Annotated in this window: 12 protein-coding genes and 1 pseudogene; 11 read left to right on the top strand and 2 right to left on the bottom strand. The window is 70.2% G+C overall.

Annotated features, from left to right (window positions below; translation table 11 throughout):
- The first annotated feature begins 1 nt into the window (after position 1).
- Positions 2-1,129, top strand: coding sequence for a ferrochelatase (locus OHO27_RS10355; protein WP_328422494.1), 1,128 nt, complete (start codon positions 2-4; stop codon positions 1,127-1,129).
- 8 nt (positions 1,130-1,137) lie between these two features.
- Complete coding sequence (locus OHO27_RS10350) at positions 1,138-1,953, top strand: inositol monophosphatase family protein (protein WP_328422492.1); 816 nt, start codon at positions 1,138-1,140, stop codon at positions 1,951-1,953.
- 117 nt (positions 1,954-2,070) lie between these two features.
- Here OHO27_RS10350 and OHO27_RS10345 read toward each other — a convergent pair whose 3' ends face one another.
- A complete protein-coding gene (locus OHO27_RS10345) occupies positions 2,071-2,244 on the bottom strand; it encodes a hypothetical protein (RefSeq protein ID WP_328422490.1) in 174 nt (57 codons plus the stop codon).
- 419 nt (positions 2,245-2,663) lie between these two features.
- On the opposite strand from OHO27_RS10345, the gene OHO27_RS10340 reads away from it, so the two are divergent.
- From OHO27_RS10340 to OHO27_RS10325, 4 genes are all read left to right on the top strand, one after another.
- The gene (locus tag OHO27_RS10340) at positions 2,664-3,317 is read left to right on the top strand and encodes a response regulator transcription factor (RefSeq protein ID WP_007385219.1); all 654 of its coding nucleotides are present in this window, start codon (positions 2,664-2,666) and stop codon (positions 3,315-3,317) included.
- 6 nt (positions 3,318-3,323) lie between these two features.
- On the top strand, positions 3,324-4,565 hold the full coding sequence (locus tag OHO27_RS10335; protein ID WP_328422488.1) for a sensor histidine kinase: 1,242 nt from the start codon (positions 3,324-3,326) through the stop codon (positions 4,563-4,565).
- Positions 4,566-4,970: 405 nt separating this feature from the next.
- Positions 4,971-5,267, top strand: a complete 297-nt coding sequence (locus tag OHO27_RS10330) for a DUF4193 domain-containing protein (RefSeq protein ID WP_005481602.1) — start codon at positions 4,971-4,973, stop codon at positions 5,265-5,267.
- 13 nt (positions 5,268-5,280) lie between these two features.
- Complete coding sequence (locus OHO27_RS10325; protein ID WP_328422486.1) at positions 5,281-6,204, top strand: hypothetical protein; 924 nt, start codon at positions 5,281-5,283, stop codon at positions 6,202-6,204.
- 110 nt (positions 6,205-6,314) lie between these two features.
- Here OHO27_RS10325 and OHO27_RS10320 read toward each other — a convergent pair whose 3' ends face one another.
- Positions 6,315-6,776 carry a DUF3093 domain-containing protein gene (locus tag OHO27_RS10320; protein WP_328422484.1) on the bottom strand — a complete coding sequence of 154 codons (462 nt, stop codon included), beginning with the start codon at positions 6,774-6,776 and terminating at the stop codon, positions 6,315-6,317.
- A gap of 58 nt (positions 6,777-6,834) precedes the next feature.
- On the opposite strand from OHO27_RS10320, the gene OHO27_RS10315 reads away from it, so the two are divergent.
- The 5 genes and pseudogenes from OHO27_RS10315 to OHO27_RS10295 all read left to right on the top strand — a co-directional run.
- Positions 6,835-7,419, top strand: a complete 585-nt coding sequence (locus OHO27_RS10315) for a PaaI family thioesterase (RefSeq protein WP_328422482.1) — start codon at positions 6,835-6,837, stop codon at positions 7,417-7,419.
- Positions 7,416-7,967 (top strand): dUTP diphosphatase, encoded by a 552-nt coding sequence (gene dut / locus OHO27_RS10310; protein ID WP_328422480.1) that lies wholly within the window; start codon positions 7,416-7,418, stop codon positions 7,965-7,967. The genes OHO27_RS10315 and dut overlap by 4 nt, the downstream gene beginning before the upstream one ends.
- Before the next feature lies 1 nt (position 7,968).
- Positions 7,969-8,727, top strand: a complete 759-nt coding sequence (locus OHO27_RS10305; protein ID WP_328422478.1) for a DUF3710 domain-containing protein — start codon at positions 7,969-7,971, stop codon at positions 8,725-8,727.
- A gap of 159 nt (positions 8,728-8,886) precedes the next feature.
- Complete coding sequence (locus OHO27_RS10300) at positions 8,887-10,053, top strand: alginate lyase family protein (RefSeq protein WP_328422476.1); 1,167 nt, start codon at positions 8,887-8,889, stop codon at positions 10,051-10,053.
- Between the two features lie 139 nt (positions 10,054-10,192).
- Positions 10,193-12,698 (top strand): annotated as a pseudogene (locus OHO27_RS10295) (DUF4118 domain-containing protein); the annotation flags it as partial.
- Between the last annotated feature and the right edge of the window lie 6 nt (positions 12,699-12,704).

Genomic DNA, 12,704 nt, shown 5'->3' with positions numbered 1-12,704 from the left:
CATGCCAGACGCGCGCGATGCCACCCCCTACGACGCCCTGCTCCTGCTCTCGTTCGGCGGCCCCGAGGGCCCGGACGACGTGATCCCGTTCCTGGAGAACGTCACCCGCGGGCGAGGCATCCCCACCGAGCGCCTGAAGGAAGTCGGCGAGCACTACTTCCAGTTCGGCGGCGTCAGCCCCATCAACGACCAGAACCGCGCCCTGCTGGACGCCCTGCGCAAGGACTTCGCCGAGCACGGTCTGGATCTGCCGATCCACTGGGGCAACCGCAACTGGGCGCCGTACCTGACGGACACGCTGCGCGAGATGGTCGCCGACGGCCGCCGCCGCATCCTCGTCCTCGCCACCAGCGCCTACGCGTCCTACTCGGGCTGCCGGCAGTACCGCGAGAACCTCGCTGACTCGCTCGCCGCCCTGGAGGCCGAGGGCCTGGAACTGCCGAAGGTCGACAAGCTGCGGCACTACTTCAACCACCCCGGCTTCCTGGAGCCGATGATCGACGGTGTGCTGGATTCCCTGGCCGACCTGCCCGAGGACGTCCGGGACGGCGCCCACATCGCGTTCTCGACCCACTCGATCCCGACCGCGGCCGCCGACAGCTCCGGCCCCGTCGAGGAACACGGCGAGGGCGGGGCGTACGTCGAGCAGCACCTGGACGTCGCGCAGCTGATCGTCGACGCCGTACGCGAGCGCACCGGCGTCGACCACCCCTGGCGGCTCGTCTACCAGTCCCGCTCCGGCACCCCGCACATCCCGTGGCTGGAGCCCGACATCTGCGACCACCTCGAGGAGCGGCACGCTGCCGGTGCCCCGGCCGTCGTGGTCGCCCCCATCGGCTTCGTCTCCGACCACATGGAGGTCCTCTACGACCTCGACACGGAGGCCAGGGCCAAGGCCGAGGAGCTCGGCCTGCCGATGCGCCGCTCGGCCACCGTCGGCGACGACCCGCGGTTCGCCGCCGCGATCCGCGACCTCGTCCTGGAGCGCGCCGCCGTGGAGCGCGCGCAGGAGGTCACGCCCTGCGCCCTCGGCGGGCTCGGGGCGAGCCACAACCTCGGCCCGGTGGGCTGCTGCCCGGCCCGGGCACCCAGGCCCGCCGCGGCGGGCGCCGACAGCCCCTACGCATGAGGAGCCCCGTGACCGACGCCCTCCACACGGAACTGCTCACCCTCGCCCAGGAGGCCGCCCGCCTCGCGGGAGAGCTGCTGCGCGACGGACGTCCGGCCGACCTCGCCGTCGCGGCGACCAAGTCGAGCCCGATCGACGTGGTCACCGAGATGGACATCGCGGCCGAGAAGCTGATCACGGGCCTGATCTCCGAGCGCCGCCCGGACGACGGCTTCCTCGGCGAGGAGGGCGCCTCCACCGAGGGCACGAGCGGCGTCCGCTGGGTGATCGACCCCCTGGACGGCACCGTCAACTACCTCTACGGACTGCCGACTTGGTCCGTCTCCATCGCCGCCGAGCAGGACGGGGAGACGGTCGCCGGCGTCGTGGCGGCCCCGATGCGGGGCGAGACCTACCACGCGGTCCGCGGCGGCGGCGCGTGGGGCACGGGCGCCTGGGACGGTGAGCGCAGGCTCACCTGCCGTCCCACGGCCCCCCTCGCCCAGTCCCTGGTCTCGACCGGCTTCAACTACGTCACCGAGGTGCGCAGCCACCAGGCCGACGTCGCCCAGCGGCTGATCCCCCTCCTGCGCGACATCCGCCGCGGCGGCTCGGCCGCGATCGACCTGTGCGACCTCGCCGCCGGCCGACTGGACGGCTACTACGAGCGGGGCCTCAACGCCTGGGACCTCGCGGCCGGGGACCTGATCGCCCGTGAGGCGGGCGCCCTTACGGGTGGACGCCCCGGAGAGCGCCCCTCACGCGACCTGGCGGTGGCAGCGACGCCGGGGGTCTTCGAGCCCCTCCAACAGCTCCTGGAGGACCTGGGCGCCTGGCACGACTGACGGCACGGACCGGCAGGAAAGCAGGGCCCAGGCGGCGAAAGGGCAGGGCCCCGGCAGTAAAAGAGCAGGGCCCCCGGCGCTGGATTCGCCGGGGGCCCGTGGTGCTCAAGAACCGGTTCAGACGCTCGTCGCGCCGACTTCCACGCCATGCTCGGCGGCGAGGCGGCGCAGGTCGTCGAGCTCGCCCTGCTCCACCTCGACGAGGAAGTCGTCGCCCTCGTCGAGAGCCCGCGTCAGGTCGGACTCGGTCGCCCTTATGCGCTGCCGAAGTCCTGCGGTGAATGCGTCCATGCTGCGCCCCCTCGTCCTGGGTCGGTGGGTCGGTGGCACGGGGGTGTGCCGTTCGGAAGGGACGATCACGTCTCCGGTGGATGCCCAGCGCTGCCCCAGCCGGGCGGCGACGGTGCCGGACACCCACATCCACTCTGCGGAAAGCGGATCTCCTCGTACCGCATGGTGGTGCGGTACAAGCAGAGCGTGATCGCGGGGTGTAAAGCCGTCCTCCCCCCGCTCTCTTCCACGGAAACCTCAACCGGAAGAGAAAATCTCGCATTCCCGGGCTTCACACCCGCCCTTCATGGCCCACTCACCCGTCTTACCGCCGACTTATGGCCGAAAAGGGCAGGATGGAGGCCAAGACACCCGACATGGACCCCTGCCCGCGCGCGATGACATGCGCTACGCGGGTGGACACAGGAAGGACAAGCGACGTGCGCGTACTCGTCGTCGAGGACGAGCAACTGCTCGCCGATGCGGTGGCCACCGGACTGCGCCGGGAGGCCATGGCCGTCGACGTCGTGTACGACGGTGCGGCCGCCCTGGAGCGCATCGGCGTCAACGACTACGACGTGGTCGTCCTCGACCGCGACCTCCCCCTCGTGCACGGCGACGACGTCTGCCGCAAGATCGTCGAACTCGGCATGCCCACACGCGTGCTGATGCTCACGGCGTCGGGCGACGTCAGCGACCGTGTCGAAGGGCTGGAGATCGGCGCCGACGACTATCTGCCCAAGCCCTTCGCGTTCAGCGAGCTGACGGCACGCGTGCGTGCCCTCGGCCGCCGCACGAGCGTGCCGCTGCCGCCCGTCCTGGAGCGCGCCGGCATAAAGCTCGACCCCAACCGCCGCGAGGTCTTCCGCGACGGCAAGGAGGTGCAGCTGGCGCCGAAGGAGTTCGCCGTCCTGGAGGTGCTGATGCGCAGCGAGGGCGCGGTCGTCTCGGCCGAGCAGCTGCTGGAGAAGGCATGGGACGAGAACACCGACCCGTTCACCAACGTGGTCCGGGTGACCGTCATGACGCTGCGCCGCAAACTGGGGGAGCCGCCCGTGATCGTCACCGTCCCCGGTTCCGGCTACCGGATCTGATTCCCGATGGCCACGACACCCGCGCCTCCGCAGGCGCCGCCGAAACCCACCTGGGATCCGAGAAGGCCCGAGCAAGTCTTCCCCTGGCTTCGCCCCACGATCCGCATAAGGCTCACGCTGCTGTACGGCGGCATGTTCCTGATCGCCGGAATCCTGCTGCTGTCGATCATCTATCTGCTGGCGGCCCAGGCCCTCCACGAAGGCAGCGGTCAGTCGTTCCAGGTGACCGGGACGAACATAGACATCACCAGTTCGACCTGTCCCCAGCTGGACTCCGCCAAGACCAACGGCGAGCTCAACGAGATCCTGAAGCAGTGCGACGCCGACCAGCGTCGGCACGCCCTGGACGATCTGTTGAGCCGCTCCCTGCTGGCCCTCCTCGGCCTCGCGATCATCGCCTTCGCCTTCGGCTACGCCATGGCCGGCCGTGTCCTGTCGCCGCTGGGCCGGATCACCCGGACCGCGCGCGCGGTGGCGGGCTCGGACCTGTCCCGCCGTATCGAACTGGACGGCCCGGACGACGAGCTGAAGGAGCTGGCCGACACCTTCGACGAGATGCTGGAGCGGTTGCAGCGGGCCTTCACCGCCCAGCAGCGCTTCGTCGGCAACGCCTCGCACGAGCTGCGCACCCCGCTCGCGATCAACCGCACGCTCCTCGAAGTGCACCTGTCTGACCCGGGCGCACCGATGGAACTCCAGCAGCTCGGCAAGACGCTGCTGGCCACCAACGAGCGCAGCGAGCAGCTCGTCGAGGGCCTGCTGCTGCTCGCCCGCAGCGACAACCAGATCGTCGAGCGCAAACCGGTGGACCTCGCGGAGGTGGCCGAGCAGGCCGTCGACCAGGTGCACGCGGAGGCGCAGGCCAAGGGCGTGATGATCCGCGGCGAGCAGAAGCCGGCGGTCGTCCAGGGCAACGGCGTGCTGCTGGAGCGGATCGCGCTGAACCTCGTGCAGAACGCCGTCCGGTACAACATCCCGGAGGGCGGCTGGGTCGAGGTCACCACCGAGATCCAGCACGGGCAGGCCGTCCTGGTCGTCTCGAACACCGGGCCGGTGGTGCCGGCGTACGAGATCGACAACCTCTTCGAGCCGTTCCGGCGGCTGCGTACGGAGCGCACGGGCAGCGACAAGGGTGTAGGCCTGGGACTGTCCATCGTGCGGTCCGTTGCGCGGGCGCACGGCGGGCACATCTCGGCGGAGCCACGCGAGGGCGGAGGTCTCGTGATGCGAGTGACCCTTCCGGTCTGAGACCATGTGCGCCGACACCCGGCGGGTATTCGGGGATGTTCGCTTTGCGCGGAATTTTCTGGGCACCCGGTCGGCTGTCCCGTGTGTGATCGATCACAAGGGCGGTTTTCCGGCCATCTACTCTCCGTGATCATGCACCCTGTCGGAAAGCCGGGAAAATCCGGGTTTTCAGGGGTCTTGATCACGGGAAGTACACGGTGAGACGCCTTTGAACTGCGGCATTGGGACCGTGTACGGTCCCGTTCGCCATCCAAGCCGATCACTCTTGAGGAGTTCGGTTGGGTGTCGATTGAGTAACAGACCTTGATGTGAGGCAAAATCTCCGCCTCGGGTCGGGCACAAGTCCGGCCTCTCACGCGTTACGTGCGCTGGAGACACCGCAGACACCCAGAGGGGGAGAGCGACATGGCAACGGATTACGACACCCCACGCAAGACCGACGACGACGTCGACTCGGACAGCCTTGAAGAGCTGAAGGCCAGGCGGAACGACAAGTCGACGTCCGCAGTGGACGTCGACGAGTTCGAGGCTGCCGAAGGCCTGGAGCTGCCCGGCGCGGACCTCTCGAATGAGGAGCTGGCCGTCCGGGTGCTGCCCAAGCAGCAGGACGAGTTCACCTGCATGAGCTGCTTCCTGGTGCACCACCGCAGCCAGCTGGCCCGGGAGAAGAACGGCCAGCCGATCTGCCGCGACTGCGACTGAGGTCGGGTCGGGCATGACTGGCTCGACCCCTCCTTGGAAGCGCCGCTTCCCCGCGCGGGGAGCGGACCAGGAGCCGTCCGACGGCTCGTACGGCGCGCGTGAAGGCGAGCGGGGCTCATCCGACAAGGGAGCCTCGCTCGAACCGATGTCCGGGGCTGACCTCCCGGCATCGGTGGAGGTTCCCGCGTCCGTCGCGAAGCGGCGGGTCGCGGTGATCCGGGAAAGGGCCAGGGAAGGGGTCCGTAAGGGCGGCAGCCGCGCCAGGGCGGGCCTGGCGTACCTCGCCGACCGGATCATCGAGAACGCCCCGCGTATCCCCGTACGGGACCTCGCGACCCTGCGTCGGCACTTCCCGGGCCTCGGGCCCGAGCAACTCGCGGACAAACTCGTGGCGGGCGCCGCGAACGCGAGCTCCACGGTCGGCGCGGGAGTGGGTGCGGCGGCGATGCTGCCGGTGCCGCCCGCGATGCCGACGGAACTGGCGGCGGAAATCACCGGAGTGGCCGCCATCGAGCTGAAGATGATCGCCGAGCTGCACGAGGTGTACGGCGTACGCCCGCCCGGCAATCTCAAGGACCGCAGCGCCGCGTATCTGTCCTCGTGGTCCGAGGAGCGCGGCATCGACCCGATGAAGCCCGCGACGGTCAACGCCGCCCTCGGCGGGCAGATGAAGCGCGAGCTGCGTCAGCAGATCATGAAGCGCATGGTCCGGAACCTGCCGAACCTGATGCCCTTCATGGTGGGCGCCGCTGTCGGCGCGGTCATGAACCGCCGGGACACCAAGAGACTCGCGGCCCGCATCCGGGCCGACCTTCGCACGGTCCAGGTCCCGTGGGACGAGCTGCCGGAACTGCCGGCCCTGGAGCGCCCGGCACACCCGCTCGAGGTGGACGACATCGTGCGTGAAGCCCGGGGCAAGGAACTCGGAGACGGCTGAGAACCGGCAGGCGGGACGCCCGCGAGAGGCCGTTCGGAATGCCGCGGCCAAACTTTCTCGACGGCCGGAGCAAGCCTTGACCAGGGCCGGTGACGGCCCGTTCTGGTGTGCTAGGCCGAGACCTTCGCAGCCTTGATCGCCTCCGCCAGCCGCTCCGGCTCACGGGTCGACAGGTAGAGGTACGGGGTCGGGTCCTCGGGGTCGGTGACCTCGACCCGCAGGGCCGTGGGGATGTAGGCGCGCAGCAGCAGGAAGGCCCGTGTGTCGGCCTTGTGGGTGCGCCAGGCGCGGGCCTCCTCGGGGTCCAGCACGTGTGCCTCGCCCAGCGCCCTCACCGGAACCTTCGCCTCACCGGCGATCAGTGCGTCGCCCACCACGCGGATCCGGACCGAGCCGTACGAGCTGGCCATGACGGCCGCCGCGGCGGTGCCGCCGGCCAGGCCGACGAGCATGGGCAGCGTGCCGAAGGGCAGCAGGATCAGGGCCAGGGAGAGCCCGACCAGGCACGAGACCAGCCACCAGGAGCGGGGGGCGGTCAGGCGTTCTTCGTACGGGGCGGCGGAGAGCTGCATGGAGCCAAGCTTGGCACGGTGTCCGGATACAGCCGACGCGCGGGTAAGGTCTGCGGCTGTGAGTGGCAATTCCCCGTCTCTTGAGCCTCCGGCCGATGCCGTGAAACCGGTGCGGCATGCCGAGGCTCCCGCGCCCGGTGAGCTTCTCGGTGCGCACTACGGCGAGTGTTTCGGCTGCGGCGGCGAGCAGCCCCACGGACTGCACCTGGAGGCACGGGCGGGTGACGGCGTCAGCATCACGGCCGAGTTCACCGTGCAGCCCGCCCACCAGGGCGCGCCCGGGCTGGCGCACGGCGGCGTCCTCGCGACCGCCCTCGACGAGACCCTCGGCTCGCTGAACTGGCTGCTGCGGACGATCGCCGTGACCGGACGGCTGGAGACCGACTTCGTACGGCCGGTTCCGGTGGGCACGGTCCTGCACCTGGAGGCCGAGGTGACGGCGGTGGCGGGCCGCAAGATCTACTCCACCGCCACCGGGCGGATCGGCGGCCCCGACGGGCCCGTCGCCGTCCGCGCCGACGCCCTCTTCATCGAGGTGAAGGTCGACCACTTCATCGACAACGGCCGCCCGGAGGAGATCCGGGCCGCCATGAACGACCCGGACCAGGTCCGGCGTGCCCGTGCCTTCGAGGTGAACCCGTGAGCCGTGAACCCCTGAACGTGCTGATCCGCAGGGTCGACCCGGACGTACCGCTTCCGACGTACGCGCTCCCCGGTGACGCGGGAGCCGATCTGCGCACCACCGAGAGCCGCGAACTCAAGCCGGGGGAACGGGCCGTGCTGCCCACCGGGGTGTCTGTCGCCCTCCCGGAGGGGTACGCGGCCTTCGTGCACCCGCGTTCCGGGCTGGCCGCCCGCTGCGGTGTCGCCCTCGTGAATGCCCCGGGGACGGTTGATGCCGGGTACCGTGGGGAGATCAAGGTGATCGTGGTGAATCTCGACCCGCACGAGCCCGTGCGGTTCGAGCGCTTCGACCGGATTGCCCAACTGGTTGTCCAGCAGGTCGAGAGGGTTCGCTTCCAGGAGGTCGCGGAGCTTCCCGATTCGGCACGGGCCGAGGGGGGCTTCGGGTCCACCGGCGGGCATGCCGCGGTGGGCGAAACAAGCGATACAAGCGGTCAGGCCGCCGATGGCGGCGCTACGGGTGGGAATCGATACGCTTCGGTCGTATCCGACCGGGAAGGACAGTGACGTGTTCGGACGTCGCAACAAGAAGGGTGCCGCCGAGGACGCGGCGGGCGAGCCCGAGCAGGTCGTCGACATCGACACGGAGGCGGACGACGACGGTACGCGCGAGCGCGTACGGCTGGAGCCGGAACCGCGGCCCGACGGGCCCTGGGACAGCTCCGAGGTCCGCGAGCCCGGCGAGGGCCGGGTGGACCTGGGCGGCCTGTTGGTGCCGGGCGTCGACGGCATGGAACTGCGCGTGGAGGTCGCGGGCGACGCGATCGTCGCGGCCACCGTCGTGCTGCGCGACAGCGCCATTCAGCTGCAGGCTTTCGCCGCGCCCAAGCGCGAGGGCATCTGGGGCGAGGTGCGCGAGGAGATCGGCTCGGGCATCACTCAGCAGGGTGGCATCATCGACGAGGTCGAGGGGCCGCTCGGCTGGGAACTGCGGGCCCAGGTACCGGTTCAGCTGCCGGACGGCACGGGCGGCTTCCAGGTCGTGCGGTTCGTCGGTGTGGACGGACCCCGCTGGTTCCTGCGCGGTGTGATCTCGGGTCAGGGCGCCGTGCAGCCGCAGGCGGCCGGTCTGCTCGAGCAGATCTTCCGGGACACGGTCGTGGTGCGCGGCGAAGGCCCGATGGCCCCCCGTGACCCGATCGTCCTGCAGCTTCCGACCGACGCCCAGATGGTCCCCGAGGGCGTCCAGCAGGAGGAAGCCGGTTCGCGCTTCTCCGGCGGCATGGGTCAGCTCCAGCGCGGGCCGGAGATCACCGAGGTTCGCTGAATCTCGTAGCGACATCAGGGCCGTACCCCTCAGGGGTGCGGCCCTTTCTCGTGCGTGAACTCTTGACGGTGCATTGGTCTGTACCTACCGTCTCGGCCCAACGCGCCTGTTCATAAAGGCGCTTCGCGTTCACATACGAGAACGGAAGGCCCCGCACACATGCGCAGAACCGCACTCCTCACGGCCGCGGCCGCCCTCGTCGCCGGTGTTCTCGCCTGGCCCGTCGACGCGGCTCCCACCACCTTCGTCCACCCCGGAGTCACCGTCTCCAAGAGCCAGTTGGACTTCACCCGCTCCAAGGTCAACGCCGGCGCCCAGCCCTGGAAGGGCGCCTTCGACCGGATGATGGCGAGCAAGTACGCCGATCTGAACCGCACCCCCAAGCCCCGCGCGGTCGTCGAGTGCGGTTCGTACTCGAACCCCAACTACGGCTGCACCGACGAGCGCGAGGACGCGATAGCGGCCTACACCCAGGCGCTGGCCTGGTACATCACCCGTGACGAGCGGCACGCGAAGAAGGCCATCGAGCTGATGGACGCCTGGTCGGCCACCATCAGGGACCACACCAACAGCAACGCGCCCCTGCAGACGGGCTGGGCCGGCTCGTCCTGGCCCAAGGCCGCCGAGATCATCAAGCACACGTACACCGGGAACTGGGCGAACTCCGGCCGGTTCGCCACCATGCTCCGCACTGTCTACCTGCCCGAGATCATCAACGGCTCGAACTCCAACGGCAACTGGGAGCTGTCGATGATGGAGGCCGCCGTCGGAATCTCCGTCTTCCTCGAGGACAAGGCGTCGTACGACAAGGCCATGGGGAAGTTCCGCACCCGTACCGCCGCCTTTGTGTACCTGTCCTCGGACGGCGAACTGCCGAAGACCGTGCCGAGCCAGAACCTGAACACGCGCGAGAAGATCGTCAACTACTGGCAGGGGCAGTCCACCTTCGTCACCGGCCTCACCCAGGAGACCTGCCGCGACTTCACGCACACCGGCTACGGCATCTCCGCGATCTCGCACGTCGCGGAGACCAGCCGGATCCAGGGGCAGGACCTGTACGGCACCGACGTCGGCGAGCGGCTGCGGCACGCGCTGGGGTTCCAGGCCAAGTACGAACTCGGTGAGGGTGTGCCCAGCTGGCTGTGCCGCGGCTCGCTGAAGCTCGGGCTCGGCCCGGTCACCGAGGTCGGGCACAACGCCCTGGCCAACCGGCTCGGCCATGCCATGACCAACACCGAGACGCTGAACACGCGCAACCGCCCGTCCGGCAGCAACAACCTCTTCGTGGCCTGGGAGACCCTCACGCACGCCGACAACCCCAGCTGAGTTCCCACGACGTGCCTGGCGGGAGCGTCAGAGTTGCGTCAAAGACGCTCCCGCCGTCGCACCCGGCCCCATTTGTCGCGAATATTGGCCGTAAGGTCGACGCTGCGTAGGCAGCAGTGGCCGGAACACAATGAGGAACATGGGACGCGGCAAGCTTCGGATCTATCTCGGTGCGGCACCGGGCGTCGGCAAGACGTACGCGATGCTGTCCGAGGCGCACCGGCGGGTGGAGCGGGGCACCGACTGCGTGGTCGCGTTCGTGGAGCACCACGGCCGGCCGCGCACCGAGGTGATGCTGCACGGCCTGGAGCAGATACGGCGCAAGGACCTGACGTACCGGGAGAGCGCCTTCACCGAGATGGACGTCGACGCCGTCCTGGCCCGGCATCCGCAGGTCGCGCTCGTCGACGAACTCGCCCACACCAACATCCCCGGCTCACGCAACGCCAAGCGCTGGCAGGACGTGGAGGAGCTGCTCGCCGCCGGCATCGACGTGATATCGACCGTCAACATCCAGCATCTGGAGTCGCTGGGCGACGTCGTCGAGTCGATCACGGGGGTACGGCAGCAGGAGACCGTGCCGGACGAGGTGGTGCGCCGGGCCGACCAGATCGAACTGGTCGACATGTCGCCCCAGGCACTCCGGCGCCGGATGGCACACGGGAACGTCTATCAGCCGGACAAGGTCGACGCGGCCCTGTCGAACTACTTCCGCCCCGGGAACCTCACCGCCCTGCGGGAACTGGCGCTGCTGTGGGTGGCCGACCGGGTCGACGAGTACCTGAAGCAGTACCGCAGCGATCACCGGGTGTCGAAGATCTGGGGTTCGCGGGAGCGGATCGTGGTGGGCCTGACCGGCGGCCCGGAAGGGCGGACGCTGATCCGCCGGGCCGCGCGGCTGGCGGAGAAGGGCGCGGGCGGTGAGGTGCTGGCCGTCTACATCGCCCGCAGCGACGGCCTGACCTCCGCCTCACCCAAGGAGCTGGCCGTCCAGCGCACCCTCGTCGAGGACCTCGGCGGCACCTTCCACCATGTCGTCGGGGACGACATCCCGGCAGCCCTGCTGGCCTTCGCGCGCGGTGCGAACGCCACCCAGATCGTCCTCGGCTCCTCGCGCCGCAAGAGCTGGCAGTACGTGTTCGGACCGGGGGTGGGTGTGACGGTGGCCCGGGAGTCCGGCCCCGACCTCGACGTGCACATCGTCACGCACGAGGAGGTCGCCAAGGGGCGTGGACTGCCCGTGGCCCGCGGGGCGCGCCTCGGCCGGGCGCGGATCATCTGGGGCTGGTTCACCGGCGTCGTCGGTCCCGTGCTGCTCACGCTGCTGCTGACCCATGTCGACGCCGACCTCGGTCTCGCGAACGACATGCTGTTGTTCCTGACCCTGACGGTGGGCGCCGCCCTGCTCGGCGGGCTCTTCCCGGCACTCGCGTCGGCGGCGGTCGGCTCGCTGCTGCTGAACTGGTTCTTCACACCGCCCGCCCACACGCTGACCATCGCCGACCCGAAGAACCTGCTCGCACTCGTGATCTTCGTCTTCGTGGCGGTGTCGGTCGCCTCCGTGGTCGACCTCGCCGCCCGCCGCACGCACCAGGCGGCACGTCTGCGCGCCGAGTCGGAGATCCTCTCCTTCCTCGCGGGCAACGTGCTGCGCGGCGAGACCGGCCTGGAGGAGCTGCTGGAGCGGGTCCGCGAGACCTTCGGCATGGAGTCCGCGGCGCTGCTGGAGCGCGCGAGCGACGTCGACCCGTGGACGTGCGCGGGCCGGGTGGGCCTGGAACGGGCACCGCAGCGGCCCGAGGACGCGGACGTCGACGTACCGGTCGGCGACCACATGGCGCTCGCGCTGACCGGCCGGGTGCTGCCCGCCGAGGACCGCCGGGTGCTCGCCGCCTTCGCCGCGCAGGCCGCGGTCGTCCTGGACCGCCGCAGGCTCCAGGAGGAGGCCGACCAGGCCAAGGAGCTGGCCGAGGGCAACCGGATCCGTACGGCACTGCTGGCGGCCGTCAGCCATGACCTCCGTACGCCGCTCGCCGGCATCAAGGCGGCGGTCTCGTCGCTGCGGTCCGACGACGTGGCGTGGTCCGAGGAGGACGAGGCCGAGCTGCTGGAGGGCATCGAGGAGGGCGCTGATCGGCTCGACCACCTCGTGGGGAACCTCCTCGACATGTCCCGGCTGCAGACCGGCACGGTGACGCCGCTCATCCGCGAGATCGACCTCGACGAGGTGGTGCCGATGGCGCTCGGCGGGGTGCCGGAGGACAGCGTGGAGCTGGACGTCCCGGAGACGCTGCCCATGGTCGCCGTGGACCCCGGGCTGCTGGAGCGGTCGGTGGCCAACCTGGTCGAGAACGCCGTCAAGTACAGCCCGGACGGCGGCAAGGTCCTAGTCGCCGCCAGCGCCATCGCCGAACGGGTCGAGGTCCGGGTGGTCGACCGTGGTCCCGGCGTGCCCGACGAGGCGAAGGAACGCATCTTCGCGCCCTTCCAGCGCTACGGCGACGCCCCGCGCGGCGCCGGAGTGGGACTCGGGCTCGCGGTCGCGCGCGGCTTCGCCGAGGCGATGGGCGGCACGCTCAACGCCGAGGACACGCCGGGCGGCGGCCTCACCATGGTGCTCACGCTGCGGGCGGCCGGAACGCGCGCGGCGC

It is taken from the genome of Streptomyces sp. NBC_00443 (genome assembly GCF_036014175.1).
GTDB lineage: Bacteria > Actinomycetota > Actinomycetes > Streptomycetales > Streptomycetaceae > Streptomyces.
This window is presented reverse-complemented; position numbering and strand designations above follow the sequence as displayed.